This is a genomic window from Salinarimonas sp. NSM (genome assembly GCF_052380005.1).
Lineage (GTDB): Bacteria > Pseudomonadota > Alphaproteobacteria > Rhizobiales > Beijerinckiaceae > Salinarimonas.
Genome location: NZ_JBQTCJ010000005.1, coordinates 48,407 through 74,993 on the forward strand (window position 1 = coordinate 48,407; position 26,587 = coordinate 74,993).

The 26,587-nt window shown below is 69.7% G+C and carries 25 protein-coding genes; 16 read left to right on the forward strand and 9 right to left on the reverse strand.

The features are described from left to right. Window positions 1–7: 7 nt before the first annotated feature. The 3 genes from ACTZWW_RS03600 to ACTZWW_RS03610 all read right to left on the reverse strand — a co-directional run bounded on the left by ACTZWW_RS03600 (window position 8) and on the right by ACTZWW_RS03610 (window position 4,602). Window positions 8–1,450, reverse strand: coding sequence for a TULIP family P47-like protein (locus ACTZWW_RS03600; protein WP_444779569.1), 1,443 nt, complete (start codon window positions 1,448–1,450; stop codon window positions 8–10). Further along, the gene (locus ACTZWW_RS03605) at window positions 1,447–3,147 is read right to left on the reverse strand and encodes a TULIP family P47-like protein (RefSeq protein WP_444779570.1); all 1,701 of its coding nucleotides are present in this window, start codon (window positions 3,145–3,147) and stop codon (window positions 1,447–1,449) included. The genes ACTZWW_RS03600 and ACTZWW_RS03605 overlap by 4 nt, the downstream gene beginning before the upstream one ends. A gap of 114 nt (window positions 3,148–3,261) precedes the next feature. Next, window positions 3,262–4,602, reverse strand: coding sequence for a TULIP family P47-like protein (locus ACTZWW_RS03610; RefSeq protein ID WP_444779571.1), 1,341 nt, complete (start codon window positions 4,600–4,602; stop codon window positions 3,262–3,264). Between the two features lie 302 nt (window positions 4,603–4,904). On the opposite strand from ACTZWW_RS03610, the gene ccoG reads away from it, so the two are divergent. The 12 genes from ccoG to ACTZWW_RS03670 all read left to right on the forward strand — a co-directional run bounded on the left by ccoG (window position 4,905) and on the right by ACTZWW_RS03670 (window position 16,435). Beyond that, complete coding sequence (gene ccoG / locus ACTZWW_RS03615) at window positions 4,905–6,422, forward strand: cytochrome c oxidase accessory protein CcoG (protein WP_444779572.1); 1,518 nt, start codon at window positions 4,905–4,907, stop codon at window positions 6,420–6,422. A 44-nt stretch (window positions 6,423–6,466) separates the two neighbouring features. Then, on the forward strand, window positions 6,467–7,003 hold the full coding sequence (locus tag ACTZWW_RS03620; protein WP_444779573.1) for a FixH family protein: 537 nt from the start codon (window positions 6,467–6,469) through the stop codon (window positions 7,001–7,003). A gap of 4 nt (window positions 7,004–7,007) precedes the next feature. Continuing rightward, window positions 7,008–9,308: a heavy metal translocating P-type ATPase gene (locus tag ACTZWW_RS03625; protein WP_444779574.1), complete on the forward strand. Its 2,301-nt coding sequence runs from the start codon at window positions 7,008–7,010 to the stop codon at window positions 9,306–9,308. Continuing rightward, a complete protein-coding gene (gene ccoS / locus ACTZWW_RS03630) occupies window positions 9,305–9,490 on the forward strand; it encodes a cbb3-type cytochrome oxidase assembly protein CcoS (RefSeq protein WP_444779575.1) in 186 nt (61 codons plus the stop codon). The genes ACTZWW_RS03625 and ccoS overlap by 4 nt, the downstream gene beginning before the upstream one ends. A 249-nt stretch (window positions 9,491–9,739) precedes the next feature. Next, window positions 9,740–9,988 (forward strand): (2Fe-2S)-binding protein, encoded by a 249-nt coding sequence (locus tag ACTZWW_RS03635; protein WP_444779576.1) that lies wholly within the window; start codon window positions 9,740–9,742, stop codon window positions 9,986–9,988. Window positions 9,989–10,116: 128 nt separating this feature from the next. Then, complete coding sequence (bfr, locus tag ACTZWW_RS03640) at window positions 10,117–10,602, forward strand: bacterioferritin (protein WP_444779577.1); 486 nt, start codon at window positions 10,117–10,119, stop codon at window positions 10,600–10,602. Window positions 10,603–10,933: 331 nt separating this feature from the next. Further along, a complete protein-coding gene (locus ACTZWW_RS03645) occupies window positions 10,934–11,848 on the forward strand; it encodes an ABC transporter permease subunit (RefSeq protein WP_444779578.1) in 915 nt (304 codons plus the stop codon). After that, a complete protein-coding gene (livM, locus tag ACTZWW_RS03650) occupies window positions 11,848–13,185 on the forward strand; it encodes a high-affinity branched-chain amino acid ABC transporter permease LivM (RefSeq protein WP_444779579.1) in 1,338 nt (445 codons plus the stop codon). The genes ACTZWW_RS03645 and livM overlap by 1 nt, the downstream gene beginning before the upstream one ends. Beyond that, window positions 13,185–14,093 carry an ABC transporter ATP-binding protein gene (locus ACTZWW_RS03655; protein WP_444779580.1) on the forward strand — a complete coding sequence of 303 codons (909 nt, stop codon included), beginning with the start codon at window positions 13,185–13,187 and terminating at the stop codon, window positions 14,091–14,093. The genes livM and ACTZWW_RS03655 overlap by 1 nt, the downstream gene beginning before the upstream one ends. Next, window positions 14,090–14,815 (forward strand): ABC transporter ATP-binding protein, encoded by a 726-nt coding sequence (locus ACTZWW_RS03660; protein WP_444779581.1) that lies wholly within the window; start codon window positions 14,090–14,092, stop codon window positions 14,813–14,815. The genes ACTZWW_RS03655 and ACTZWW_RS03660 overlap by 4 nt, the downstream gene beginning before the upstream one ends. A gap of 12 nt (window positions 14,816–14,827) precedes the next feature. Continuing rightward, window positions 14,828–15,196, forward strand: coding sequence for a DUF6867 family protein (locus ACTZWW_RS03665; protein ID WP_444779582.1), 369 nt, complete (start codon window positions 14,828–14,830; stop codon window positions 15,194–15,196). A gap of 138 nt (window positions 15,197–15,334) precedes the next feature. Beyond that, entirely contained in the window at window positions 15,335–16,435 is a 1,101-nt protein-coding gene (locus ACTZWW_RS03670) for a branched-chain amino acid ABC transporter substrate-binding protein (RefSeq protein ID WP_444779583.1), read from the forward strand. 307 nt (window positions 16,436–16,742) lie between these two features. On the opposite strand, the gene ACTZWW_RS03675 is transcribed toward ACTZWW_RS03670, so the two are convergent. After that, the gene (locus ACTZWW_RS03675; protein ID WP_444779584.1) at window positions 16,743–17,261 is read right to left on the reverse strand and encodes a YceD family protein; all 519 of its coding nucleotides are present in this window, start codon (window positions 17,259–17,261) and stop codon (window positions 16,743–16,745) included. Further along, entirely contained in the window at window positions 17,258–17,836 is a 579-nt protein-coding gene (locus ACTZWW_RS03680; protein ID WP_444779585.1) for a ubiquinol-cytochrome C chaperone family protein, read from the reverse strand. The genes ACTZWW_RS03675 and ACTZWW_RS03680 overlap by 4 nt, the downstream gene beginning before the upstream one ends. 111 nt (window positions 17,837–17,947) lie before the next feature. On the opposite strand from ACTZWW_RS03680, the gene ACTZWW_RS03685 reads away from it, so the two are divergent. Together ACTZWW_RS03685 and aspS are read left to right on the forward strand one after the other, a co-directional pair. Further along, the gene (locus ACTZWW_RS03685; protein WP_444779586.1) at window positions 17,948–18,451 is read left to right on the forward strand and encodes an outer membrane protein assembly factor BamE; all 504 of its coding nucleotides are present in this window, start codon (window positions 17,948–17,950) and stop codon (window positions 18,449–18,451) included. Window positions 18,452–18,563: 112 nt separating this feature from the next. After that, window positions 18,564–20,369, forward strand: coding sequence for an aspartate--tRNA ligase (gene aspS / locus ACTZWW_RS03690; protein ID WP_444779630.1), 1,806 nt, complete (start codon window positions 18,564–18,566; stop codon window positions 20,367–20,369). Between the two features lie 6 nt (window positions 20,370–20,375). Here aspS and ACTZWW_RS03695 read toward each other — a convergent pair whose 3' ends face one another. Continuing rightward, window positions 20,376–20,684 carry a hypothetical protein gene (locus tag ACTZWW_RS03695; RefSeq protein WP_444779587.1) on the reverse strand — a complete coding sequence of 103 codons (309 nt, stop codon included), beginning with the start codon at window positions 20,682–20,684 and terminating at the stop codon, window positions 20,376–20,378. Window positions 20,685–20,996: 312 nt separating this feature from the next. Between ACTZWW_RS03695 and ACTZWW_RS03700 the strand changes: the two genes are divergently transcribed. Continuing rightward, the gene (locus tag ACTZWW_RS03700) at window positions 20,997–22,019 is read left to right on the forward strand and encodes an HD-GYP domain-containing protein (RefSeq protein ID WP_444779588.1); all 1,023 of its coding nucleotides are present in this window, start codon (window positions 20,997–20,999) and stop codon (window positions 22,017–22,019) included. An 18-nt stretch (window positions 22,020–22,037) separates the two neighbouring features. Here ACTZWW_RS03700 and ACTZWW_RS03705 read toward each other — a convergent pair whose 3' ends face one another. The 3 genes from ACTZWW_RS03705 to ACTZWW_RS03715 form a co-directional block, all read right to left on the reverse strand. Next, the gene (locus ACTZWW_RS03705) at window positions 22,038–24,362 is read right to left on the reverse strand and encodes a PAS domain-containing sensor histidine kinase (RefSeq protein ID WP_444779589.1); all 2,325 of its coding nucleotides are present in this window, start codon (window positions 24,360–24,362) and stop codon (window positions 22,038–22,040) included. Between the two features lie 223 nt (window positions 24,363–24,585). Further along, entirely contained in the window at window positions 24,586–25,371 is a 786-nt protein-coding gene (gene murI, locus ACTZWW_RS03710) for a glutamate racemase (RefSeq protein WP_444779590.1), read from the reverse strand. After that, window positions 25,368–26,168 (reverse strand): RNA methyltransferase, encoded by an 801-nt coding sequence (locus tag ACTZWW_RS03715; protein ID WP_444779591.1) that lies wholly within the window; start codon window positions 26,166–26,168, stop codon window positions 25,368–25,370. The genes murI and ACTZWW_RS03715 overlap by 4 nt, the downstream gene beginning before the upstream one ends. A 111-nt stretch (window positions 26,169–26,279) precedes the next feature. On the opposite strand from ACTZWW_RS03715, the gene ACTZWW_RS03720 reads away from it, so the two are divergent. Then, window positions 26,280–26,579: a hypothetical protein gene (locus ACTZWW_RS03720; RefSeq protein ID WP_444779592.1), complete on the forward strand. Its 300-nt coding sequence runs from the start codon at window positions 26,280–26,282 to the stop codon at window positions 26,577–26,579. Window positions 26,580–26,587: the final 8 nt, after the last annotated feature.

The following is a 26,587-nucleotide window of genomic DNA, read 5'->3' on the forward strand; positions in this document are numbered from 1 at the left end:
ACCTCCCTCAGGTCGCGGCGATGGCGGGGCTCGTGAACCCGAGCGCGCCGGCGAGCCGCAGCGAGCCGTCGAGATCAACGGCGGAGACGGTGAAGTCCTGGCTGTCGGTCCACACCATCGGGGCGTAGACGTTGTCCTGGAGGAGATCGATCGCCGGCGCGTCGTCGTTGGCGATCATGCCCTCGATCTCCGCCGAGAAGCCGACGAGGCCGACGAGCAGCGCGCCGATCACCACGATCACCGGCACCGCCGCGCCCCCGGTCACGACCGCCAGCACGGCGAACGCGATGGCGAGCACGATCGCCAGGATGGCGTCGGTGATCTTCACCCATTCGGCGACGATGTTGCCGTGGGTCTCCTCCGGCTCGCCGATGCGCTGGTAGGCGAGCGTGGTCTGGCCGGACTTGTTGGTGCCCTTGACGATCGTGTAGCGGTTGGTCGATCGGCACCAGGCCTTCACGCCCGCCTGCACGTCCGTCTCGGTATAGGCGTCGATCGAGACCTGCGGTCCCTCGATCATGAAGGTGAACTGCTTGAGCTGCGGCGTGTACATGTTGCCCTGATGCTCGACCTGCGGCAGGTCGACCGAGACGTTGGGCTTGAGCTGGATCTGCTGGTCGCCGATCTCGAGGTCCTCGGGCTTCAGGTTCGGCCACATCCGCTGCAGCGAGGGCACGATCAGGTCCTGCAGCATCAGCGTGCGCGAGATGCAGAACGCGCCCTCGACGCCCTTGGGCACGATGCGCTTGTCGATCACCTGCTGGAGGCCCGCCGGGGAACGCTTGCCGCACATCGCCAGCACGCCCAGGAAGGCGTCCTCGTCGTCGGGGCCGTCGACGTAGGAATAGGACACGTAGGAGGGCTTGAGGAACGCCCACGCCCCCGTGTCCGCCTCGTCGTTGAGATCGGCGATCGAGAAGATGTAGGCGAAGTCCGCGAGGTTGGCCTCGCACCAGGCGACGAGCGCCGCCTGGATCGAGTACATCGCCCAGGCGGGCGAGGGCAGGATCGTCTCGTCCACCCCGTAGACCTCGACGACGGGCACGCTGGGCTCGTCGCTCGTGGGCTTGACCTTGAGATGCTTCTTCTTGCCCGTCGCGTCCGTGGCGTCGTCGAAGAAGTGCAGCCGCACGGTCATGGTGATCGACCCGGAGGTCCAGGAATAGGGCGCGTAGGTGTCGCCGTTCGGGGCGGTCCCCGTCACGGCGCTCAGTGGCAGCTCGACGTTGACCCCCGAGCCGTCGCCGCCGCGCACGAGCCTCCAGTCGCCGAAGGTGCCCTCGCAGGTCACCTTCGGGTCGCTCGCGTCCGTCCAGGAGAACGCCGTGGGAGAGGCCTTGCGCGCCACGATCGCCGCGTTGACGTTGGCGATGCGTACGGCGAAGGCCGTGTCCCAGCCGAAGGTCGAGATCTCGCCTTCCGGCGTCGTGGTGGCCGGGACGGCGCTCATTCCGTCGTCCCCGTGGTCGTGGCGCTGCCGCCGAGCAGGAAGGCGGCGCGGAAGGTGCCGCCGGTGACCTGCCAGCTCTCCACGTAGGGCCACTGGATCGCGGCGGAGAAGTTGGTGGCGAAGTCGTCGATCGTGGGTACGTTGCCCTCGGTGATCTTGTCGTTCCAGATCATGGTCATGATCTGCGGCAGGACGCCGATCGGGATGCCCATCATGCCGCCGAGCACGCCGCCCCAGACCTTGAACTTGTTGGCGAAGATGCCCGTGCGGCTGTTGCCCTGCTCGCCGCCGGACTCGATCGACTCGGTGGCGTCCTCCACCGAGCTGTCCTCGGCCGCCGAGATCTCCTCCTCGGACATCTGGCTGAACTCGTCGTCGATCGCCTCCGCGCCGGCCTCGACGACGCCCTCGCCGCCCTCCGTCGTCGCCGTGGAGACCGCGCCGCCCAGCGCCTCGCCGAGCTCGGCGCCGATGAAGCCGAAGGCGATGCCGATCGCGATCGACTCGATGATCATCGCGATCTCGAAGCCCTTGTTGGGGGAGACGTCGGCGCGGATCGAGTTGGTGCCGAGCCCCGGCGAGGGGACGAGGTAGTACTTGCCGTCGGAGAGCTTCGCGGCCTCGACGTTGAAGTACTGGTCGGCGGTGAGCTTCACGTCGGCGGTGCCGTCGGGCGTCGTGAAGGAGGCCTGCGAGATGGAGAGGTGGAAGTTCATCCCGTCGAGCGTCAGCTGGAAGTCGCCGGGCGCGATCGTCGGTACGACGATGCTCGTCGGATCGTCCTTGGTGAGCTGGAAGTTGCCCCACTTGAGGGTGTTCTTGTTCGCCACGGTGATGCCGTCGTTGACGATGTGGAAGTCGTCGTCGGTGGCGCCCATGACGCACTGCTTGGCGGCCTGCAGGACGATGTTCTGCATCGCCAGCGGCGCCGAGACCGCGAACACCGAGTTCGTCGCCGTGGCGGTCTTGGAGAAGACGTCGAACATGCGGATGTCGAAGTTCTGCTGCGGCAGCGGCCCGGAGGGCTTGCTGGTCAGGCTGAGCAGCGCGAACGAGGTCTGGCTCTGGTCGTCGGGCACCGAGGCCATGCCGTAGAGCGAGACGACGGGCTTGAGCCATTGCTTGCCCGCCTCGATCGCCTCCTCCTCGAGCCTCACGGCGGCGAAGACCGCGTCGAAGGCGGCGAGGTTGTTCTCGTAGTAGGCGTTGAACGCGGCCTCCGCCGCGTAGACGTCGCCGCCCGAGAGACCGGGTGCGGTCACCGACTGGACGCGCGGGCGCTGGAATTCCTCGGTCGTCTGGTTCGCCTTGAAGTGGTGCGTCGTGCCCGTGTCCGGCTTGGCGGTGGGATCGGAGATCTCCTGCGACGCCTTGTCGGAGGCGAGCGTGATCATGACCTCGACGTTGCCGCCGTCGAGCTTGACCGGGGCACTGCCCGGCAACGTCAGGCTGCCGGTCTTGATCGGGCATTCCATGATGATGCCGTTGCCCTCGCCGCCCTTGACGGACCAGTCGCTCCAGTCGCCGGCGACGTGGGCGCCGCCCGCGGTGTCGGTGCCGTCGAAGGTCGGTGGCGTCGTCTTCTGCGCCACGATCGAGGCGTTGAGCGCCTCGAGCCGGAGGGCGAAGACGGTGTCCCAGCCCATGAGGTCGATGTTGCCGGCGTCGCTGCCGTTGCCGTTGGTTCCGTTCGACATTGAGAAATCCTCGCGCAGGACGTGCGCCCGCTCACGCGGTGAGCCACACGTCGGGTCGTCTCGTCGGGTGGCGTCGCCGGCGCGGACTGGCGCGCGGCGGTCACGTCTCGCGGGTCACGTCTGGTTGGTGGCGCGGATCACGAAGGCGTCGGAGAGCTCGGCGTTCGTCGCCTTGAAGGTCTCGAGGCCGGACCACACGGCGGTGGCGACCGGGATCGAGTCGATCGAGAGCTGGCCGGTGCTCTTCAGAGAGTTCGTCACCGCGTCCTCGATGGTCGCGACGACGATGTCCATGACAGCGTTCACGATCAGGCCGATCACCGGTATGATCCAGGTGATCTCCTTCTCGTACCAGGGGATGTGCTCGTCGGTGCTGGGACTGGACCGGCTCACCACGTTGAAGGTGACGGTCTGGGTCTTGGGGTCGTAGCCCACCTCGGTCACGACGGTGAGGTTGTCGAACGTGACGTAGGCGTCGTGGAGGCCCGTGATGTCGAACTGGCCGCCGCCGGTGGCGATGATCTGCTTGCCGCTGATCCGGACCTGGTAGCTCGTCAGCGACGGATAGTAGTCGATCGCCCCGCTGTGCACCTTGCCCATCGGGATGTTGGCCGTGTTCGTGATCGAGCAGGCCGTCGGCTGCGAGGCGTTGGGCGGCGGGTTGAAGCGCAGCGTCGAGGCCGGCACGTTCAGCGCCTTCACAACCGACGGCATCAGCAGGTTCTTCAGGAACACCGCCGGTGCGAGCGAGAAGAAGTAGTCGTCGCCCGCCGCGAGCAGGCTCGGGTCCACCGCGGTCGGGAGCCCGCCCGGCCCCCACGGCGCCTGCGTCAGCGACTTGATGCCGAGCGCCTGGATGCTCTTGTCGACCGACTCGAAGTAGGTCACCGCCGTCGCCTTCGGCGCGAGCCACGGCTCGCCCTGCGGGTTCATGATCACGGTGGCGAAGATGAAGGAGATCTTGTCCTTGTTTTCGACGAAGATCTGCCCGAACCAGTCGTTGATCATCTGCTCGGCCTGTCCCGTCGGGTCGCGCCCGTGCAGGACGTGGCCGGCGCTGGCGTCCGGGTTGGCGACGTAGACGTCGCCGTCCTTCGAGGCCGGGCGCGGCGAGTTCGTCTCGATCGAGAAGGTGAGCGACTGGGTGCCGTTGCTCGAGCCCTCGACCAGGACGAGGGCGAGGTTGAGGATCGGCTGCACGCCCGCGAGGTCGATCGGCTGGCGGAACTGCGGCGCGCTCAGCGTTCCCGACGTGATCGGCACCATCAGGTTGATGCGGTTCGCCGAGCCGCCGGGCTGGATCGCCCAGGGCCCGAAATCCCCCTTCATGGAGATCGCGAGGCTCGTGTTCGTGAAGGAGAACGACGGCAGCGTCGTCGACGTCGCATGCGCGAGAACCGCGTTCACCGCCGCGATGTTGCTCGCCGTGATGACATCCCAGCCCTGGAGATCCATGATCGTCGCCCCCCGCCGCAAGTCGCACGAATCACTTATTGGTTGTTTATCGTGACGATATGGGATTGCGGGATTCGGTCAAGTGAAATGCGATCGGGGAGCGCGACAGGAGACGCGAGATCGCGCTTTGGTTTCCGTAGCCGGAACCGCGCCTCCGCAATTCGCGTCGAAAGCGTCGGGAGGTTCACAGCTGCGACATCCCGTCCGTCCGGGTCAGCGCGGCCATTGATCCCGATCAACGCGACGGCGGGCGCGGCGGGGCAGGGTGCGCGGCACGAGACGGATCAGCGAGCTCCCCCGCCATGGCCGACACGGCAGCACCGAATCCCGCACGCGACGCGCATCGCATCGATGACGCGCACGCCGAGGAGAGGCACCCGGACGAAACCCTCATCGAGGGGCCGCTCTACGCCAAGCGCAGGCAGCTCTACGTGCAGAAGGTCGACGGCACGTTCCGGCGCATCAAGTGGGCGGTGCTCGTCCTGACGCTCGGCGTCTACTACCTCCTGCCCTTCGTGCGCTGGGATCGCGGGCCGAACGCGCCTGACCAGGCGGTGCTGATCGACTTCCCCGCGCGGCGCTTCTACTTCTTCTTCATCGAGATCTGGCCGCAGGAAATCGTCTACCTCACGGGCCTGCTCATCCTCGCCAGCTTCATTCTCTTCCTCATGAACGCGGTGGCCGGCCGCGTCTGGTGCGGCTACCTCTGCCCGCAGACGGTGTGGACGGACCTCTTCCTCGCCGTCGAACGCTTCTTCGAGGGCGACCGGCGCGAGCGCATCAAGCTCTACAACGGCGGCTGGACCGGGGAGCGCGTGGCGCGCTCGACGGGCAAGCACGTCACCTGGCTGATGATCGCCTGGTGGACCGGCGGCGCCTGGGTGCTCTACTTCGCCGACGCGCCGACGCTGGTCTGGGAGCTCGCGACGCTGCAGGCGCCCGCCGTCGCCTACGTCTGGATCGGCATCCTCACCTTCACGACCTACACGCTCGCCGGCTTCATGCGCGAGCAGGTGTGCACCTACATGTGCCCCTGGCCGCGCATCCAGGCGGCGCTCACCGACGAGCACGCGCTCAACGTCACCTACAAGGTCGACCGCGGCGAGCCTCGCGGCTCGATGAAGAAGAACAAGGCGCTCGTCGAGAAGGGCGAGAAGGCCGGCGATTGCATCGACTGCAATCAATGCGTGGCCGTCTGCCCCACGGGCGTGGACATCCGCGACGGGCTGCAGCTCGGTTGCGTGCAGTGCGGACTGTGCATCGACGCCTGCGACAACGTGATGGAGAAGATCGGCCGGCCCAAGGGCCTGATCGCCTACGATTCGGAGTACAACCTCGAGCGTCGCGAGGCGGGCCTGCCCGAGGAGAAGCCGAAGATCGTGCGCGCCCGCACCATCCTCTACGCGGTCCTGATCGTCGGCATCTCGCTGTTCATGGTCTACCACCTCGCGGTGCGGGCGACGCTCGGCGTCTCGGCGCTGCACGATCGCAACCCGGTCTACGTGCTCCTCTCCGACGGCTCGATCCGCAACGCCTGGACCGTGCGCGTCGCCAACAAGGCGCTTGAGGAGCGGACCTTCACGCTCTCGCTGGAGGGGCTCGACGGCGCGCTGATCGAAGCCATCGGCACCACGAACCTCGATCCGGACACGCTCGAGGTCGTGGTCGGCCCCGGCCGGACGCGCGAGCTGCGTGTGCTCGTCACGCAGACGCCCGTCCCCGGCACGCCGGAGAGCCGCGACGTCTCCTTCGTCCTCGCCGCCTCCGACGGCGCCGAGACCGCGCTCGCCCGCGACCACTTCATCCAGCCTCCCCGCTGACGCGAGACCGCGCCCGAACCCCCGATACCAGGAGCGAGACAGCCATGACTTCCCCCGATCGGCTCGTCCAGGACCACGTGCAGGACTACCGGCCCGGCGGGCGGCCCCTCACGGGCCGCGCGGTGCTCGCCATCCTCGTCGCGTTCTTCGGCGTCATCTTCACGATGAACGTCTTCCTGCTCAACGTCGCCTCCTCGACCTTCCGCGGTCTCGAGGTCGACAGCACCTACCGCGCGAGCCAGGAGTTCAACGGCACGTTGGCCGAGAGCGCCGCCCAGCGGGCGCGCGGCTGGAGCGTCGACGTGCGGGTCGCCCGCCGCGACGACGGCATGGTCGCCGCCGCCTTCGCCGTCGTCGACAAGGACGGCGCTCCGCTCGCCGGGCTCGCCGGGACGGCACGGCTCGCGGCGCCCGCCGACAAGAGCCTCGACGCGGCGGGCGCGATCGTCGAGACCGGGCTCGGCCACTACGAGGCGGTGTTCGCCGGCGATCCCGGCCCCGGCCGCTGGACGCTCGTCACCGAGCTCGCGCGGGACGGCGAGGTGCTGTTCCGCTCCCGCAATCGCATCCTCGTGGATTGATCCCGTGAGCGTCTCCCCCGCGCTCGCGGCCGGCATCCCGAAAGCCGACCGCATCGACTATTCCGCCTTCGTCACCCCGGGCGAGGAGGGCGCCTGCCGCCTCGACCTCGCGATCGACGGGGTGACCTGCGCCGCCTGCATCCGCGAGATCGAGGACGGCGTCGCCGGCGCGCCGGGCCTGCGCGCGGCGCGGCTCAACTACACGACGCGGCGCCTCACGCTGCAGCTCGACGCCGACGGCGATCCCGCCGAGGCCGTCGCGCGGCTCGAGCGGCTCGGCTACCGCGCCTGGCCGTTCACGCCCTCGCGCGAGGAGGCGCTCGAGAGCGCGCAGACGAAGGACCTGCTCACGCGGCTCGGCGTCGCCGCCTTCGCGACGATGAACATCATGCTCCTGTCGGTCTCGGTCTGGTCGGGCAACGCCTCGGACATCGACCCGCAGACGCGCGACCTGTTCCACTGGATCTCGGCGCTCATCGCCATCCCGGCGGTCGCCTATTCCGGCCAGCCCTTCTTCAAGGCCGCCGCCCGCTCGATCCGCGCCGGCGCGCTCGGCATGGACGTGCCGATCTCGCTCGGCGTGCTGCTGGCGGTCGGGGTGTCGCTGTGGGAGACGGCGCATTCGGCGACGCACGCCTATTTCGATTCCGCCGTGATGCTGCTCGCCTTCCTGCTCGCGGGGCGCGTGCTCGACCAGGCCATGCGCAAGCGCACCCGCGCGGTGGCCGGCAACCTCGTGGCGCTGCGCGGCGACACCGCGCGGCGCATCGACGCCGACGGCGGCGTCACCGAGATCCCCGTCCTCGCGGTGAAGGCGGGCGAGCGCGTCGCCGTGCGCCCCGGCGACCGCATCGCCGTCGACGGCGTGGTGGAGGAGGGCACCTCCGAGATCGACGCGAGCCTCGTCACGGGCGAGACGGCGCACGAGCCGGTGGCCCCGGGCGCGCACGTGCATTCCGGCACGCTCAACGTCTCGGGCGCCCTCGTCGTGCGCGCGACCGCCGCCGCCGAGAGCTCGCTCGTCGCGGAGGTCAACAAGCTGCTCGACGCCGCGCTCCTCGCGAGGTCGCGCTACGTGCAGATCGCCGACCGCGCGGCGCGGCTCTACTCGCCCGTCGTCCACGCCACCGCGCTCCTCACCGCGCTCGGCTGGCTCGCGTGGGGCGCGGATGCGCATTTCGCGATCCTCACCGCGGTCGCGGTCCTGATCATCACCTGCCCCTGCGCGCTCGGCCTCGCCGTGCCGGCGGTGCAGGTCGTCGTGTCGGGTGCGCTGTTCAAGGCCGGCGTGCTGCTCGGCGCCGGCGACGGCGTCGAGCGCATCGCCGCCTGCGACACGGTCGTCCTCGACAAGACCGGCACGCTCACCACGCCCGAGGCGCGGATCGCCAACAGGGTGGACGCGCCCGACGATCTCGTCGCGCTCGCCGCGCGGCTGGCGCAGTCCTCCTCGCACCCGCTCGCCAAGGCGCTCATGCTCGCGCTCTCCCGTGAGGGCCTCGACACGAGCCCGCTCGCCGGCGCCCGCGAGGAGCCCGGCCGTGGCGTTCTCGCGACATTGGACGGTCTCGAGGCGCGGCTCGGCTCGGCGGATTTCTGCGGCGCCGCCGGCGAGGCCGCCCGCGTGCTCGCCGCCGACCCGGACGCCACCGCGATCGCGGTCTCGCTCGGCGATCGCCGCGCCGTGCTCACGCTGCGCCAGACGCTCAAGGAGGACGCCGCCGCCACCGTGGCGCGGCTCGAGCGGCTCGGCCTGCGCGTCCTCATCGTCTCCGGCGATCGCGAGGGGCCGGTCTCCCGCGCCGCCGCCGCGGTGGGCGTCCGCGAGTGGCACGCCGGCGCCAAGCCCGGCGACAAGACGGCGCTGATCGAGCAGCTCACCGCGGAGGGCCGGCGCGTCCTGATGGTCGGCGACGGCCTCAACGACGCGCCCGCGCTCGCCGCCGCGCACGCCTCGCTCTCGCCGATCTCGGCCTCGCACCTCGCGCAGACCTGCGCCGACGCGCTCGTCATCGGCGATCGCCTCGGCCCGGTGGCCGATGCGGTGGTGCTCACCCGCCGCGCGCTCGCGGTGATGCGCCAGAACCTCTGGCTGGCGACGCTCTACAACCTCGTCGCCGTGCCCATCGCCGTCGCGGGGTTCGTGACGCCGCTCGTCGCCGCGCTCGCGATGTCCGGCTCGTCGATCGTGGTGACGCTGAATGCCCTGCGTGCGCAGGGCGGCGTGCGGGGAAAGGCCGTCTCCGGGACGGCGCGCCCGCGAGCCGCCGCGGTGCGCACCCGCCTCGAGGAGGCCGCGCCGTGAACATCATCCTCTACCTCCTCCCCATCGCGCTCGGCTTGGGCCTGCTCGGCCTCGCCGGCTTCCTGTGGTCGCTCAAGAAGGGGCAGTACGACGACCTGGAGGGCGCGGCGCTTCGGGTGCTCGACGACGACGACCTGCCGGAGGCGGAACGGCCGCGGCGGGTGGACGACAGGCGCGCGTGACGATCGGCGGAACGTGTCCGTCGCAGGCCGTCAGCGCTCGTCGCACACCGCGCGCGGGCACCTCGATCGCCTCCGGCGCGTCTGCGGGCGCATCTTCGAGCGCGCCTCCGATCGCGCTAGGCCGCGCGACCGCCGGTCGCGCCTCCGTGGCGACCCGTATGGGGGATACCCGATTGCCGGGCTCGGCCGTTCCGTGCTAAGTCATTGATATGAAATGCAGTTTCGAACGGCTCTAAACTGGAAGCCACGATGATCGTCTGCTCCTGCAACGTGCTCTCGGACCAGCAGGTCAAGGCCTGCATGAACGGCGGTGCCGGCGGGCCGCGCACGCCCGCGCAGGTCTATCGCTGCCTGGGCTGCGCCCCGCGCTGCGGACGCTGCGCGACGACGATCCGAAAGATCATGAACGCGAGCTTCGCCGAAGCCTCCGCGGACGCGGTCGAAGGCTGCACCGAGACCTGCGGCGCCGCCTGCCTGCACCACGCGAAGGTCGCCTGAGCGCCGCGTACGGCCGGCGGAGGTCCGCATTTCCCCTCACGCGACGTTCGCGCCATTGCCAACGGCGCAATTCTGTCGGATAGTCCGCTCTCTGGAATCGTTCTAATCTGAGAAGGGCGCGACGAGCCATGAAGGGCGACACGAAGGTCATCGAGTATCTCAACCGCGGCCTGCGCAGCGAGCTGACGGCGGTCAGTCAGTACTGGCTCCACTACCGCCTGCTCGACGATTGGGGCTACAAGGACCTGGCCAAGTACTGGCGTAAGGAGTCCATCGAGGAGATGGAGCACGCGGACAAGTTCGTCACGCGCATCATCTTCCTGGAGGGCTTCCCCAACCTGCAGGAGCTCGACCCGCTGCGCATCGGGCAGAACGTGCTCGAGGTGCTCGAGGCCGATCTCGCCGCCGAGGTCGAGGCCCGCGCGCTCTACCTGGAAGCCGCGAAGTACTGCGACGGCGTCAATGACCGTGTGTCCAAGAACCTCTTCGAGGAGCTCGCCACCGACGAGGAGGGTCACATCGACTTCCTCGAGACGCAGCTCGAGCTGATCAAGCAGGTGGGTTTGCAGCTCTACGCGCAGAAGCACATCGGCGGCCTCGAGGGCGAGGACTGATCGGGCCGCGGCCGCCATTCCAGGGACGTGGCCTGCCACGTCGAATCGAGATTTGGTCGAGGGGCGAGCGTCGCATGGCGCTCGCCCTTCGCATTTCCGGCCGTGGCATTCGCGGTGGAGGGTCTTCTCCACCGCCGAAACACCTTCGATTCGGCCATGTCGCCTCATAATCGGGCCTGATCACTTTTTTTGCACGCGGCTATGGACGGCGCCGCGACGAGCGGCTTAAGTGGCGCGTGTGAGAAGAAGGTCGCGAAAAGCGGCCAGGGGAACGGGATGCGCAGGTGCCTCGCGGCGCCGCGATGTCCCATGGGACGAGGCTGTCGACTAGATGGACTATTTTCTCCAGCAGCTCATCAACGGGCTGACGCTCGGCTCGATCTACGGCCTGATCGCCATCGGCTATACGATGGTGTACGGCATCATCGGCATGATCAACTTCGCCCATGGCGACGTGTTCATGGTCAGCGCGTTCTCCGCGCTGATCGCGTTCCTCGTGATACTGGCGGTCGGGATCACGGCGGTGCCGCTGGCACTCGTGATGGTGCTCGTCTTCGCCATGCTGATCTCGTCGCTCTACGGCTGGACCGTGGAGCGGATCGCATACCGGCCCTTGCGCGGCTCGTTCCGCCTCGCGCCGCTGATCTCGGCGATCGGCATGTCGATCGTGCTGCAGAACTACATCCAGATCGTCCAGGGCGCTCGCGTGAAGGCGATCCAGCCGGTGTTCACCGGCGGCATCACGCTGCACGAGGGCGAGCTGTTCGACGTGCGGATCTCGACGATCCAGATCCTGATCATCGTGACGACGATCGTGCTCATGACCGTGTTCTCGCTCATCGTCGCGAAGACGTCGCTCGGGCGTGCGCAGCGTTCCTGCGAGCAGGACCAGAAGATGGCCGCGCTTCTCGGCATCGACGTCGATCGGACGATCTCGCTCACCTTCGTCATGGGCGCGGCGCTCGCCGCCGTCGCCGGGACGATGTTCCTGATGTATTATGGCGTCGTCGACTTCTTCATCGGCTTCATCGCTGGCGTGAAGGCCTTCACCGCTGCGGTCCTGGGCGGCATCGGCTCGCTGCCGGGCGCCATGCTCGGCGGCCTGCTGATCGGGCTCATCGAGGCGTTCTGGGCGGGCTACTTCTCGAGCGAGTACAAGGACGTGGCGGTCTTCGCCATCCTCGCGATCGTGCTCATCTTCCTGCCGACGGGTCTCCTCGGCAAGCCCGAGGTGGAGAAGGTCTGATGGCGGCGACGACGAAACAGGCGCCGGCGACGGCCGAGCCGCCCAGGCCCGGCGGCATCGACGTCGCCCACGTGCTCAAGGACGCCGTGTTCTCCGCGATGATCGCGCTCGGCCTGTTCGGCGTGATCATGGGCCTCAAGACCGAGCAGGCGCCTGGCGGGCTGGTGCTCGAGCCGCACTGGGAGCGTGTTCTCTGGGCGGTCGGCATCGTCTTCGTCGGGCGGCTCCTCCTCAACCTGACGATCTGGCGCCGGCCCGGCGGCAAGATCGACGACCTCATGCCGGTGGGGCTGAAGAAGTACTCGCGCTTCGTCGGCACCGCCATCGGTGCGGCGCTGATCCTGGTGGCGCTGACGCTGCCCTTCCTGCCGGGCACGGGGCGCTACCACGTCGACCTCGGCACGCTCGTCCTCACCTACGTCATGCTGGGCTGGGGGCTGAACATCGTCGTGGGGCTCGCGGGCCTGCTCGACCTCGGCTACGTCGCCTTCTACGCCGTCGGCGCCTATTCCTACGCGCTGCTCGCGACCTACTTCGACCTCGGCTTCTGGGTCTGCCTGCCGCTCGCCTTCATCCTCGCCTGCTTCTGGGGCATCATCCTGGGCTTCCCGGTGCTGCGGCTGAGGGGCGACTACCTCGCCATCGTGACGCTCGCATTCGGCGAGATCATCCGCGTCGTCCTGCTGAACTGGTCGGAATTCACCGGCGGCCCCAACGGCATCGGGCAGATCCCGCGCCCGACCTTCTTCGGGCTGGAGTTCTCCCGCGGGGAGGGGGGCTTCGCGGACTATTTCGGGCTCGACTTCTCCTCGATGCACCGGATCATCTTCCTCTACTACGTCATCCTGGTGCTCGCCTTCGTCACGCACTTCGTCAGCGTGCGGCTGCGCAAGCTGCCCATCGGGCGCGCCTGGGAGGCGATGCGCGAGGACGAGATCGCCTGCCGCTCCCTCGGCCTGTCGATCGTGCGCACCAAGCTCACCGCCTTCGCCATCGGCGCGGGCTTCGGCGGCCTCGCCGGCGCGTTCTTCGCCACGCGCCAGGGCTTCATCTCGCCCGAGAGCTTCACCTTCATCGAGTCGGCGCTGATCCTCGCCATCGTCGTGCTCGGCGGCATGGGCTCGCAGCTCGGCGTCGCCATCGCCGCCGTGGTGATGATCGGCGGGTTCGAGTACTTCCGCGAGTTCGAGCAGTACCGCATGCTCGTTTTCGGGGCGATGATGGTCCTCATCATGGTCTGGCGTCCCCGCGGCCTCGTCTCCGCGCGCGCGCCCTCGGTCTTCCTGAAGGAGCGTAAGGCGGTGGGTGCCGACATGGTTTCGCAGGGGCACGGCTGATGGCGGGCGTATCCGACACGATCCTGCGCATCGATCACCTGACGATGCGCTTCGGCGGCCTCGTCGCCGTCGACGACCTCTCCTTCGAGGCGCGCCGTGGCGACATCACCGCCCTCATCGGCCCCAACGGCGCCGGCAAGACGACGGTGTTCAACTGCATCACCGGCTTCTACAAGCCGACGGAAGGCCGCATGGCGCTCGCGCACGGCTCGGCTTCGGCCTATTCCCACATCGACCGGCTCACCGCGTCCCCGCTGCAGTCCTGGGAGGGGGACGGCGAGGCACTCTTCCTGCTGGAGCGCATGGCCGACCACGACGTCAACGCCAAGGCGAAGGTGGCGCGCACCTTCCAGAACATTCGCCTGTTCGGCGGGATGACGGTGCTCGAGAACCTCATGGTGGCGCAGCACCACTACCTGATGCGCGCGTCGGGCTTCACCTTCCTCGGCCTCGTCGGCGCGCCGCGCTACCGCCGGGCCGAGGCGCGGGCGATCGAGCGGTCGGTCGCCTGGCTCGAGCGCATCAACCTCCTCCACCGGGCGGACGAGCCGGCGGCGAGCCTGCCCTACGGCGACCAGCGCCGGCTCGAGATCGCGCGCGCGATGTGTTCCGACCCCGTGCTGCTCTGCCTCGACGAGCCCGCGGCGGGTCTCAACCCGCGTGAATCCGCGGAGCTCAACGAGCTCCTGCTCGGCATCAAGCGCGACGGCGAGACCTCGCTGCTCCTGATCGAGCACGACATGAGCGTCGTCATGGAGATCTCGGATCACGTGGTGGTGCTCGACTACGGCAAGAAGATCTCCGACGGCGTACCGGACTTCGTCAAGAACGACCCCAAGGTCATCGCGGCCTACCTGGGCGTCGACGACGAGGAGGTGGACGCCGTCGAGGCGGAGGTGGGGCAATGAGCGAGCCGATGCTCGACGTCTCCGGCGTCACGACCTACTACGGCAACATCGTCGCCCTGCGCGGCGTGGACGTGCAGGTCAACCAGGGCGAGATCGTCACGCTGATCGGTGCCAACGGCGCCGGCAAGTCGACCCTCATGATGACGATCTTCGGCAAGCCGCAGGCGCGCGACGGCCGCATCGTCTTCATGGGCGAGGACATCACGCGGATGCCCACGCACAAGATCGCGCGGCTCTCCATCGCGCAATCTCCCGAGGGGCGGCGCATCTTCCCGCGCATGACGGTGTTCGAGAACCTGCAGATGGGCGCCGCGATCACCGACGGCACGCATTTCCAGTCCGATCTCGAGAAGGTCTTCGCCTTCTTCCCGCGGCTCAAGGAGCGCATGCACCAGCGCGGCGGCACGCTGTCCGGCGGCGAGCAGCAGATGCTCGCCATCGCCCGCGCGCTGATGAGCCGGCCCAAGCTGCTCCTGCTCGACGAGCCCTCGCTCGGCCTCGCACCGCTGATCGTCAAGCAGATCTTCGAGAGCCTCCGGACGCTCAACCAGGAGGACGGGCTCACCGTCTTCCTCGTCGAGCAGAACGCCTACCACGCGCTCAAGCTCGCCCATCGCGGCTACGTGATGGTCAACGGGCTCATCACCATGACGGGAGGCGGGCGCGAGCTCCTGGCGCGCGAGGAGGTCCGCGCGGCCTACCTCGAAGGCGGCCGGCACTGAGGGGAGGGGACGATGGGCATTCTCTGGGAGACGTCCTTCTGGGTCTTCTTCTTCGTCACGATCGTGCTCGCGGGCGGAGCCGCCTGGATGTCGGGCCGCGCCATCGCGCGCAGCTGGGAGCCCTACTGGCAGGCGGCGGCGTGGATGCTGCCGCTGGGAGCGGCGGCGCGCTTCATCCACTTCTCGCTGTTCGGCGGCAGCCTGCTGAGCGTCCAGTACTACGTCGTCGACACGGCGATCCTGATGATCATCGCCTGGCTCGGCCACCGCGTGACGCTCGCGGGGCTGATGACGAGGCAGTACCGCTTCGGCTTCGAGCAGGTCTCGCCGCTCACGTGGCGGGCCCGCGGCGGCGCGGCCGGCGGCGGTCCGACGGAATGACGGCGAAAGGCTGTCGACAAGCTGCGCGAAACGCGCAGAAATAGCGGCTGCGGCGCGCGGACGTCGCCCCCATCGGGGCTCGTGACGCGAGGCGCTCCGCCGGGGTTCAGACGAAGTCCGAAAGAAGGGAACGAACAGATGACCAAGAAGATGTTGACGGGTGTGGCGCTCGGCGCGCTCATGGCGACCTCCGCCCCGGCCTCCGCCGAAATCGTGATCGCCGTCGCCGGCCCCATGACCGGCCAGTACGCCTCCTTCGGCGAGCAGTTCCGCCTGGGCGCCGAGATGGCGGTCGAGCAGATCAACGCCGCCGGCGGCGTCAACGGCGAGATGCTGCGTCTCGTCGTCGGCGACGACGCCTGCGATCCCCGCCAGGCGGTGAACGTGGCCAACCAGTTCGCCGGCGAGGGCGTCGTCTTCGTGGCCGGCCACTTCTGCTCCGGCTCCTCGATCCCGGCCTCGGCGGTCTATTCCGAGGAGGGCATCATCCAGATCTCGCCGGCGTCGACCAACCCGGCCTACACCGACGACCGTCCCGGCCCGGGCATCTACCGCGTCTGCGGCCGCGACGACAAGCAGGGCGTGGTCGCCGGCGGCTACCTCGCCGAGAACTTCCCCGAGGGCAACGTCGCCATCTTGCACGACCGCACCGCCTACGGCCAGGGCCTGGCCGAGGAGACCCGCAAGGCCATGGAGGCGGCGGGCGTCACCCCGAAGATGTTCGAGGCCTTCACGCCCGGCGAGCGCGACTACTCGGCGATCGTCTCGCGCCTGAACGCCGAGGGCATCGGCGCGGTCTACATCGGCGGCTACCACACCGAGGCGGGCCTGATCCTGCGCCAGATGCGCGAGCAGGGCCTCGAGGCGCAGATGGTCTCCGGCGACGCGCTCGTCACCGACGAGTTCTGGTCGATCACCGGTGACCTCGGCAACGGCGTGATGATGACGTTCTCGCCCGACCCGCGGAAGTACGAGTCCGCCGCCGAGGTCGTCGCGGCCTTCGAGGAGAAGGGCGTCAACCCGGAGGGCTACGTCCTCTACACCTACGCCGCGATCCAGGCGTGGCAGGACGCCGTCGAGGCCGCCGGCTCGACGGACTTCGACGCGGTGGTCTCCGCGCTCGACGAGGGCACGTTCGACACCGTCCTCGGCCAGATCGACTTCAACGACGTCGGTGACCCGACCGAGGCGAACTACGTCTGGTACGTCTGGGAAGACGGCACGTATCGCGAGATGTGATCGAGCGCGGGCCGCGCGCCCGCACCGCTCATGCAACGACAGGAGCCCCCGTGCGGCAGCCGCGCGGGGGCTTCTTCATTCGGGTGTCGCATGAGGCGGAACGCCACGCCCCCCGTCGGTGTTGAAGCGCAGCAGCACAGACACGGAGGGTATTCCCATGAACGGCATCATCTACGCGGTCGGTCTCGTCGTCATCGTGATCGTGATCCTGTCCATCGTCGGCATCGTCTGAGCCGCCGTCGCACGACCTCGGGCGCGCCGTGAGCCGGGGCGTCCCGAACACTGCAAGGGGTCGGTGGGCCGGCGCTCAGCCGCCGCCCTTCGGCCCCTTCATGTCCTTGAGCTTGTCGAAGGGCGAGACGTCCGCGTCCTCGACCACCGGCTCGAACGCGACGCCGGGCTTGCGCGGGTAGGGATCGAGCCCGAGTGCCAGGAACTCGGCGGTGAGGGCGCCGAGGTCGATCTTACCGTCGACGATCTCGTCGGGCGGGTCGATCTCCCGCAGCGCCGCCTCCTCCTCGGTCGCCGGCTCGCTCGCCGGCGCGAAGTCGACGTCGACCTCCTCGGACACCCGCACCTCGACGGGCTCGAGCGTGACGACGCAGCTCTGCGTCACCAGCCCGCGCACGGTGCCCGTCACGCTCGCCCGCCGCGTGTCGCCGCTGACGCGGTACTCTCCTTCCAGCGCAGCGATGCCGACGAGCCCGAAATCGCGCGCGAGGGCCTCGCGCTCCGACTCGGTCGCCTCGATGCGGACCACCTCGCCGCGGGCCGGAAGCCGGTCCACCGAGACGAGGCGCGAGAGGGGAAGGGCGTCTTGCGTCATGTCGGGTCTCCTGCCTCGGGCACGCCGGCGGTCCTCGGTCCGTCGCCGGTGGGGCCGTCGATCGTGGGGAAGATCGGGCCCGCGGCGAGGATCGCGTCGAGATCCTGGCCCGCCAGGCGCTCCTGCGCCGCGAGCGCGTAAGCGGCGAGGCGCCGCGCGGGTTCCTCCCCGCCGGTGACGTTGCGCTGGAGCGCCAGCGCGAGCCCCTCGGCATCGCGGGCGTCGAGCAGCGGATCGTAGGCGCGGGCGCGGCCGTAGAAGGCCTCCGCCAGCGTCTTCATCTTCTTCGGGACCGAGAGGTCGCCCACGCCCATCTCGCGCAGCGACTGGTCCAGCGCGCGGAACAGGGCGTCGGCGAGATCCTGGTTCACGTCCGCCGCGGGCTCGGGGAGCGTGCGCAAGTGCCGGAAGGTGAGGACCATGTGGAGCGTGAGCGATTCGAAGCGCCCCTCCACCGTGTCCGGCACGCCCGCCTCGAGATAGAGTCCCGGCTGGCGCGACGCCTGGGCGATGCGGGTGTAGAGCCCCTCGATGAGATCGCGGCGCGGGTCGCGCCGGAAGAAACGCAGGATCATCGGCCTCGCTCGGGTTGTCGCGCCTTGCCAAAGGGTCTAGGTCGGGGTTAAGCCATCATGCCGGCGCGGCGCAAGCATCCTCGTGCCGCAGCCCGACCCGGATCCGCCCCCATGCGTTCCTTCAAGCGTCACGACGCCCCGCAGATCACCCGCCGCGGCCTCCTCGGCCTCGCCGCCGCCGGCACCGCCGCGGCCGTGCTCGCGGGCTGCAACCAGACGATCGCGCCGATCTCCGAGGAGTTCCAGCGCGGCTACATCCTCGACGAGGCGGCGCTCGAGCAGGTGACGCCGGGCATGAACGCTCAGCAGGTGCTCGAGCTCATGGGCACGCCCTCCACCGTCTCCACGGTGGGTAACCAGTCCTGGTACTACATCAGCCAGACGGCGCGCCGCCGCGCGGCCTTCATGCGCCAGGAGGTCGTCGACCAGCGCGTCGCGGCGATCTACTTCACGCCGCAGCTGCGCGTCGAGCGCAAGGCGCTCTACGGCCTCGAGGACGGCGTCATCTTCGACTTCGTCTCCCGGCGGACGCCGACGGGCGGGGCCGAGCAGAGCTTCGTGCGCCAGCTCTTCCGCGGCGTGACGAGCTGGAACCCGATCGCGCCCGGCAACTGACGCCGCGCGCGCTCCCCGCCTCGCTTGACATCCCCCCGCCCGCATGAATGGTGCGCGCGGTCCAGTCCCCGTGAACGAGGGTCGATCCATGTCCGCCCCCAGCTCCGCCGCGATGCATCGCTACCGCACCCACACCTGCGCCGGCCTGCGCGAGAGCGACGTCGGCGGGAGCGTGCGGCTCTCCGGCTGGTGCCACCGCATCCGTGATCACGGCGGCGTGCTGTTCATCGACCTGCGCGACCACTACGGCCTCACCCAGGTCGTGGTCGACCCCGACAGCGCGGCCTTCCGCGCCGCGGAGACCTGCCGCTCGGAATGGGTGATCCGCGTCGACGGCAAGGTGAAGAAGCGCCCCGCCGGCACGGAGAACCCTGATCTGCCGACCGGCGCGGTGGAGGTCTACATCACCGAGCTCGAGGTGCTCGGCCCCGCCGCCGAGCTGCCGATGCCCGTCTTCGGCGACCAGGACTACCCCGAGGAGACGCGGCTGAAGTACCGCTTCCTCGACCTGCGCCGCGAGAAGCTGCACGCCAACATCATGAAGCGCGGGGCGATCATTGATTCGGTGCGCCGGCGCATGAAGGACCAGGGCTTCTTCGAGTTCCAGACGCCGATCCTCACGGCGTCCTCGCCCGAGGGCGCGCGCGACTTCCTGGTGCCGTCGCGGCTGCATCCGGGCAAGTTCTACGCGCTGCCGCAGGCGCCCCAGCAGTTCAAGCAGCTCGTGATGATGTCGGGCTTCGATCGCTACTTCCAGATCGCGCCCTGCTTCCGCGACGAGGACGCGCGCGCCGACCGCTCGCCGGGCGAGTTCTACCAGCTCGACATCGAGATGAGCTTCGTCACGCAGGAGGACGTCTTCCAGGCGGTGGAGCCGGTGCTGCGCGGCCTGTTCGAGGAGTTCGCCGAGGGCAGGCGTGTCACGCCGGTCTTCCCGCGCATCCCCTACGCGGACGCGATGCTGAAGTACGGCGTCGACAAGCCGGACCTGCGCAACCCGCTCGTCCTCGCCGACGTGACGGACGTCTTCGCCCGCGAGGACGTGACCTTCAACGCATTCAAGACGCTGGTGAAGCACGGCGGCATCGTGCGCGCGATCCCGGCGCCGGGAGCGGCGACGCAGCCGCGCTCGTTCTTCGACAAGCTCAACGAGTGGGCGCGCGGCGAGGGCGCGGCCGGGCTGGGCTACGTGATCCTCGAGGAGGAGAACGGCGGGCTCGTCGGCAAGGGGCCGATCGCGAAGTTCATCCCCGCGCAGGCGCTCGTCGCAATCGCCGCGGCCGCGAAGGTGGGGGCGGGCGACGCCGTGTTCTTCTCCGCCGGCGACAAGGCGAAGGCCGTCGCGCTCGCCGGCAAGGCGCGCACGCGCATCGGCACCGAGCTCGGCCTGATCGACGCCGACCAGTACGCCTTCTGCTGGATCACCGACTTCCCGATGTACGAGTGGGACGAGGAGAACAAGAAGATCGAGTTCTCCCACAACCCGTTCTCGATGCCGAACTACGACCGGGAGAAGTTCCTGGCGCTGAACCCGGCGGACGCGGACGAGATACTCGGCATCACGGCTTTCCAGTACGACATCGTCTGCAACGGCATCGAGCTGTCGTCGGGCGCCATCCGTAACCACCGCCCGGAAATCATGAGGAAGGCCTTCGGGCTCGCGGGCTACGGCGAGGACGTTCTGGAGGCGAAGTTCGGCGGCATGCTGCGCGCGCTCTCCCTCGGCGCCCCGCCGCACGGCGGCATCGCGCCGGGCATCGATCGCATCGTCATGCTCCTGTGCGGCGAGCAGAATCTGCGCGAGGTCGTGCTCTTCCCGATGAACCAGCGGGCCGAGGACCTCCTGATGGGCGCGCCCTCGGACGTGACGGCGAAGCAGCTGCGCGAGCTGCACATCCGGCTCAACCTGCCGGAGTGAGGCGCCTCACTGCGCTTCGGTCTCCAGCCGATCGCCCAGGCTGCGCAGGGCGCCGCCCAGCGCCTCGCCACCCTCGCGGAGCGTGCGTTCGAAGCTCTCGCCGAGGCGCACGTCCGCATCCGGGCAGTCGGGGATGCCTTCCGCGCGCAGGCGCGGCGTGATCCCGGTGCCGGGCGCCACCAGGTAGGCGCAGCCGGTGTCCGGGTCGCTCCAGACGAAGGGATCGCGCGCCGCGTCGGGCGAATCCTGCGCCGTCGCAGGCGCGGCGGCGAGGAGGAGGGCGAAGGGAATTGCGAAGAGCGTGAGCGGGCGCATGGTCGGCGTCTCCGGCGTGGCTGACGGGTTCATCTGTGCAACGCCCGAGCGGAGCCCTGCGATCCGTCGGCCGCGGGCGGGAGGGGTCGCTCCGGCGCGACGGACGCGCGACCGCCGATCGCGTGTCGACCATTCGCGAAGGCGTTTCTTCATGGTTCCCGACTAATCGTGCGAGCGAAGCGACCGGCCGGGGAGGGGTTCGTGGCGGCACGTGAGCGGGCAATCTCCGAGGTCGTCGCGGCGGCCGTACCCGAGCCTTCCCCGAGGTGTGCACCGGTGCATCCGCTCGTCGTCGTGAGCGACACGGGCCGAATGTCGTCGGACGTCGCGATGGCGCTGCGCGGCCGTTCCGTCCTGTGCATCCGGCCGCGGCACGTCGGCCCGGCGCTCGCCGGCTCGGTCGTCGGCGCCCTCGTCGAGGCGGACCTGCGCCACGTTGCCGACATCGCGTCGGCGCTCTCCACCTATGCACGGCTCGGCGGCGTGCCGACGATCTTCGTGGCCGACCCCTCGACCGCGCGGGTGCTCGGCGATGATGCGCGGCTCGCCGGCTGTCCGGTGCTGGTGCGTCCCCTCGCACCCGGAGCGATCGAGGCCGCACTCGGAACCTTGCCGGACGCGGTCGAGCGGCCGCTCGCCGGAGGCGTCTCGGCGGCGATCCTGGCGCTGACCGATGCGTTCGCGGACGTTTCCGCGGGGCGTCCGATCGCGGTCGCGCCCTTCGCCCCGGCGAGCCGCGTGTTCGTCTCCGCGCTGAAGGTCGCGGCGGATGCCGACGAAACGCTGGCGTCCTTCGTGGCCGACATCGAGCGCCATCACAGCCCGACACTGCGCCATTCGCTCAGCGTCGCGATGAACGCGGCGCTGTTCGGCCTCCACCTCGGGCTCGGTCGCGGCGAGCTGGCGCTCGTGGTCGAGGCCGCGCTCCTGCACGACATCGGCAAGGCCATCGTGCCGCTGGAGGTGCTCGACAAGCCCGGTCGGCTCGACGCCGAGGAGCTCGTCGCGGTGCGCGCCCACCCGAGCGAGGGCGAGCGGCTCCTCAGGAACGCGTCCCACCCGGTCGCGCCGGAGATCCTGCGCGTCGTCCGCCACCACCACGAATATCTCGACGGCAGCGGCTATCCCGACGGCCTGAAGGCGGACGGCATTCCCGACATGGTGCGGCTGATGACGGTCGTCGACATCTTCACCGCCCTCGTCGAGGACCGTCCCTACAAGACGCCGATGCCGCAGGCGCAGGCGGTCGCCATCCTGCGGAGCATGACGCACGACGGCAAGCTCGACCCGGCCATCGTCTCGCGCTTCGTGGAGATGATCGAGGAGCGCGGGTGAGATCCGTGCGGGTGCCCGTCACGCGGCGCGGGAGAGGACGTGCCCGCCGTTGAGCGGGACGTGGACCATCACCACCGTGCCCACGGAGACCTGCGAGCGGATGCGCAGCGAGCCGCCGTGCAGCTCGGCCAGCGACTTGGCGATGGCGAGGCCCAGCCCCGAGCCCTGGTAGGTCTTGGAATACTCCGTCTCGACCTGCTCGAAGGGCCGCCCGATCCGCTTCATGGCGTCGTTGGGGATGCCGATGCCGGTGTCCTCGACGTAGATGTTCACCGCCTCGCCGACGACGCGGGTGCGCACCACGATCCGACCCTGCTCGGGCGTGAACTTGACGGCGTTCTGCAGGAGGTTGACGAGGATCTGCTGGATCGCCCGCTCGTCGGCGAAGAGCTGCGCCGGCGCATCCGCGTCGACCACGAGGGCGAGGCTCTTCGAGCGGGCGAGCTCCGCCACCATGCGCGTCGCGCGATCCACGACCTCCGGCAGCAGGATATCGCGCTTCTCGAGCTTGATGCGTCCGGCCTCGATGCGCGACATGTCGAGGATGTCGTTGATGACCGAGAGCAGGTACTCGCCCGAGGAGCGGATGTCCTTGCAATAGTCCGCATAGCGCGGCGAGCCGAGCGAGCCGAACACGCCCTGCTCCATCACCTCGGCGAAGCCGATGATGGCGTTGAGCGGCGTGCGCAGCTCGTGGCTCATGTTGGCGAGGAACTCGGACTTGGCGCGGCTCGCGCCCTCGGCTTCCGCCTTCTGCTCGAGGTAGCGCTCGGCGAGGTCGGCGAGCTGCTGGGCCTGGGCCTCCAGCGTCTGGCGCGAGACGCGCAGGTCCGCGATGGTCTGCTTGAGGCGCTTCTCGCCGTCGAGCAGGCGCTCCTCGTGGCGCTTGAGCGTGGTGATGTCGGTACCCACCGAGACGTAGCCGCCGTCGTTGGTGCGCCGCTCGGAGATCTGGAGCCAGCGCCCGTCGGCGAGCTCCGCCTCGAAGGTGCGCGCGCCGCGCTCGGGGCGCTCCTCGCGCAGGATCTCGTGGGCGACGATCGGCTGGCGGCCGGAGCGCATGACCTCCGCATAGGCCCGGCCGGGCGCGGCGATCTCCGGCGTGAGGTCGTGCAGGCGGCGGAACTTCGAATTGCACAGGACGAGCCGGTTCTCGGCGTCCCAGAGCACGAAGGCCTCGGAGATCGCGTCGACCGCGTCGCGCAGGCGGATGTCGGCGGCGGCGCTCGCCTCGGCGAGGCGGCGCTGCTCGGTGATGTCCACCGCGATGCCGACGAGGTGGCAGCCGTCGTCGTCCTTGTCCTGCACGAGCTCGGCGCGGGCGCGCAGCCAGACCCAGTTGTGCTGGGCGTCGCGAATGCGGAACTCGTGGTCGACGATCGAGGCGCGCGACGCGGCGAGCTCGTCGGCGAGCGCGTAGAAGTCGGAGTCCTCCGGATGGATCATCGCGTTGACGTCGCCGAAGGACATGAACTCGTCGGCACGCTTGTATCCGAGCAGCTCGTACATCGAGTCCGACCAGTAGATTCGGCCGCGGGCGATGTCCCAGTCCCAGAGGCCGCAGCGGCCGCGCGAGAGGGCGCTGTCGATACGTCGTGAGACCTTCTCGCAGACGTGGTCGGCCGCGCGGGCGCGGTTGGCCTGCAGGAAGTAGGCGGCGCCGAGCCCGACGAGCACCACGATCGTCGCGGCCAACAGCGTCATCTGGCCCGACGTGCGCGCCCGCCAGGGGGCCAGCACGGATTCGACGGGCTGGAGGAGGGCGATGCGCAGCGGGCCGGCGGTGCCCGCGGGTCCGGTAACCGAGCGGACGGTCGCGACCACCTCCGTTCCGTCGGCTGCCACGATCGTCATCACGCCGGCGCGGTCGCCGAAGGCGGACAGCGGCTGCCCCTCACCCAGGAGCCCGATCAGCGTGCCCGGGAGCGTCGCCTGCGGCGGATGCGCGGCCTTGATGATGCCGGCCGCATCGGCGACGACGAGAACGCGCCCGCGGATGAGGGCCGCCTCGGGCAGGTCGTGGACGACGGTGGCGAGGTGAGCGGCGATCTGCGCGTCGCCGGTGGCGGCGCCGTGGCGTGCGAGATCGATCGCGGCGAAGCTCGCGATCACGTCGATCTCGATCGCAGCCTTGGCGAGCGCCTCGGCGCGCCCGTCGCGCGATTGCAGCCAGGCGCTGGTGACCAGCGCCGCGAGGAAGAGTGTGAGCAGGATCGGGACGGCGAGCCGCAGCCAGGGATCGGCCCTGTCCAGTCTCCCGAGCGCCGGGTGACCCAGCGACCGTGCGACGCCCAATATCGTGCCCGCGCGCGCAGATGCGCACGTGGTGTCTGCACCTGTCATATGCAGACTCCCCCTCGGATTCCGTTGACGTCCCGATCGGGGAGACGTGCCGCATCTACCCGAATCGGTAACAATAGAATCTTGTTCTCCGGATTTGTCCAGAGTCGCGATTCAGGAAGACTTAACTTTTTCAGGTCGGCCCACCGCAGTGCGGTCGTGCTTTGTTCTCTTGCCCGCGGCTAGACCTTCGAGAGAGCGGCTTCGCTCCCCCTGTGGACGAGGATCAGCCGTCCGCGCGGGCGAGACCGCGGGCCGCGAGCGCCCGGGCGAGGGAGGGGGCCGGTGCCCGCCCGCTGGTGAAGCGGATCGCGCCGGTCCCGGCCGGCGTATCGGCGTCTCCGGTGCCGAGCAGGCTCACCACGCGCCGGGCGATCGCCGGGGCGGGATCGAGCCAGGCGACCGGCCAGGGCGCGAGCCGGGCGAAGCGCTCGGCGAGGAGCGGGTAGTGCGTGCAGGCGAGCACGACCGCGTCCGTGCGGGTGCCGTCCCGCTCGACGAAGCACGGCGCGATCGCCGCCGCGAGCGCCTCGTCGGGCACAGGCGCGCCGGCGAGCTCGGCCTCGGCGTGCGCCGCGAGCATCGGCGCGGCGACGAGGGCGACGTCGCAGCCCGCGGCGTGGGAGGCGATGAGCGCACGCGTGTAGTCCCGCGCCACCGTCCCCGGCGTCGCCAGAACGCTGAAGCGCTTGGTCTGCGAGGCCGCGGCGGCGGGCTTGATCGCTGGCACCGTCCCGACGATCGGCACCGGAAGGCGTGAGCGGAGCGGATCGAGCACGAGGGTCGAGGCGGTGTTGCAGGCGATCACCACCGCGTCCGGCCGCCGCTCGGCGCACAGCGCGGTCACGAGGTCGACGACCCGGGCGACGAGCGCGTCATCGGCGAGCGCGCCGTAGGGGAACCAGGCGTCGTCGGCGACGTAGAGCACCTCGGCATCGGGCCGGGCGCGGCGGATCTCGTCGAGGACTGTGAGGCCGCCGACCCCCGAGTCGAGGACGAGGAGACGGATCACGTCCGCGCCCCGGCGTCCGGGCCGGTGCCGGCATCGTCGCTCGCCTCGGCGGCCGCGGGTGCGCCGCCCCGGGGCCCGCGCATCAGCGTCGCAGCGACGCCGCGGAAGGTGCGCACCTCCTGCTCGGAGAGGCCGCGGCGGAGGAACATGTCGCGCATGTTGCGCGTCATCGTAGTCTTCTTCTCGGGCGGGTAGAAGCCGCGCGCCTCGAGCTCGGCCTCCAGGAAATCGAAGAAGGAGACGACCATCTCCCGCGGCGCCGGCACGCGCTCGACCTCGGCGAAGGGCAGGGCTTCGCCTGCGCCCTGCGCGAACCACTCGTAGCCGACGAGGAGCACCGCCTGCGCCAGGTTCAGGGAGGGGAAGGCGGGATTGACCGGAAAGGTGAGGATCGCGTCGGCGAGCGCGATCTCGTCGTTCCACAGCCCCTCGCGCTCGCGCCCGAACAGGATGCCGACGCGCCCGTCGCCGCCGATGGCGGAGCGGGTTTCCGCCACCGCCTCACGGGGACCCACGACGCGCTTCATCTGCCCGCGCTCGCGCGCCGTCGTGGCGTAGACCAGAGTGAGGTCCGCGATCGCGGCGCGCACGTCGGGGAACACCTGCGCACCCTCGAGCAGGTGCGTCGCGCCCGCGGCGGTCGCGGTGGCGGCCGGGTTCGGCCAGCCGTCGCGGGGGGCGACGAGGCGCATCTCCGGCAGCGCGAAGTTCGCCATGGCGCGCGCGGCCATGCCGATGTTCTCGCCCATCTGGGGCTCGACGAGGATGACGACGGGGGCGGACGGCTGCGTGCTCATGCATCGTGCTTTAGCCGGATGCCGGCGCGGGCGGAAGGGGCGGGGCCTCGTCGCGAGCACGCCACCGGGTACCTCTTGGCTTGGCGGATGGGCGATCCCCATCTTGCGGGGATGTCGAACCGAATCCTCACCGCCGCCTCGGCCGCAGCCCTCGCGGCGCTCGTGCTGACCGTCGCTCCCGTCGTCGCACAGGGGCCGGCAACGCTGCCGCTCGAGAGCCCCTCGGAGCGCATCGTCCGGGGCACGAACCGTGATCTGCTGCTTCAGCGACGGATCGGCGAGATCGAGCGCCAGCGCGCGTTCGACGAGGGCCAGCTGCGCCAGCGCCTCGACCGGCTCGAGATGTTCCCGCGGCTCGCGCCGCCGACGGTATCGCCGCCCGGCGCGGGCGGGCCGGGCATCGCGCGCTGAGCGCGGCC

Coding starts and splice junctions, on each gene's coding strand:
- ACTZWW_RS03715 (WP_444779591.1), bottom strand. CDS start 26,168: ATGAGCACGCAGCCGTCCGCCCCCGTCGTCATCCTCGTCGAGCCCCAG.
- ACTZWW_RS03680 (WP_444779585.1), bottom strand. CDS start 17,836: ATGATCCTGCGTTTCTTCCGGCGCGACCCGCGCCGCGATCTCATCGAG.
- ACTZWW_RS03610 (WP_444779571.1), bottom strand. CDS start 4,602: ATGGATCTCCAGGGCTGGGATGTCATCACGGCGAGCAACATCGCGGCG.
- bfr (WP_444779577.1), top strand. CDS start 10,117: ATGAAGGGCGACACGAAGGTCATCGAGTATCTCAACCGCGGCCTGCGC.
- ccoG (WP_444779572.1), top strand. CDS start 4,905: ATGGCCGACACGGCAGCACCGAATCCCGCACGCGACGCGCATCGCATC.
- ACTZWW_RS03700 (WP_444779588.1), top strand. CDS start 20,997: ATGTCGTCGGACGTCGCGATGGCGCTGCGCGGCCGTTCCGTCCTGTGC.
- ACTZWW_RS03665 (WP_444779582.1), top strand. CDS start 14,828: ATGGGCATTCTCTGGGAGACGTCCTTCTGGGTCTTCTTCTTCGTCACG.
- aspS (WP_444779630.1), top strand. CDS start 18,564: ATGCATCGCTACCGCACCCACACCTGCGCCGGCCTGCGCGAGAGCGAC.
- ACTZWW_RS03605 (WP_444779570.1), bottom strand. CDS start 3,147: ATGTCGAACGGAACCAACGGCAACGGCAGCGACGCCGGCAACATCGAC.
- ACTZWW_RS03655 (WP_444779580.1), top strand. CDS start 13,185: ATGGCGGGCGTATCCGACACGATCCTGCGCATCGATCACCTGACGATG.
- ACTZWW_RS03705 (WP_444779589.1), bottom strand. CDS start 24,362: ATGACAGGTGCAGACACCACGTGCGCATCTGCGCGCGCGGGCACGATA.
- ACTZWW_RS03660 (WP_444779581.1), top strand. CDS start 14,090: ATGAGCGAGCCGATGCTCGACGTCTCCGGCGTCACGACCTACTACGGC.
- ACTZWW_RS03685 (WP_444779586.1), top strand. CDS start 17,948: ATGCGTTCCTTCAAGCGTCACGACGCCCCGCAGATCACCCGCCGCGGC.
- ACTZWW_RS03695 (WP_444779587.1), bottom strand. CDS start 20,684: ATGCGCCCGCTCACGCTCTTCGCAATTCCCTTCGCCCTCCTCCTCGCC.
- livM (WP_444779579.1), top strand. CDS start 11,848: ATGGCGGCGACGACGAAACAGGCGCCGGCGACGGCCGAGCCGCCCAGG.
- ACTZWW_RS03620 (WP_444779573.1), top strand. CDS start 6,467: ATGACTTCCCCCGATCGGCTCGTCCAGGACCACGTGCAGGACTACCGG.
- ACTZWW_RS03720 (WP_444779592.1), top strand. CDS start 26,280: ATGTCGAACCGAATCCTCACCGCCGCCTCGGCCGCAGCCCTCGCGGCG.
- ACTZWW_RS03600 (WP_444779569.1), bottom strand. CDS start 1,450: ATGAGCGCCGTCCCGGCCACCACGACGCCGGAAGGCGAGATCTCGACC.
- ACTZWW_RS03670 (WP_444779583.1), top strand. CDS start 15,335: ATGACCAAGAAGATGTTGACGGGTGTGGCGCTCGGCGCGCTCATGGCG.
- ACTZWW_RS03645 (WP_444779578.1), top strand. CDS start 10,934: ATGGACTATTTTCTCCAGCAGCTCATCAACGGGCTGACGCTCGGCTCG.
- ACTZWW_RS03635 (WP_444779576.1), top strand. CDS start 9,740: ATGATCGTCTGCTCCTGCAACGTGCTCTCGGACCAGCAGGTCAAGGCC.
- ACTZWW_RS03675 (WP_444779584.1), bottom strand. CDS start 17,261: ATGACGCAAGACGCCCTTCCCCTCTCGCGCCTCGTCTCGGTGGACCGG.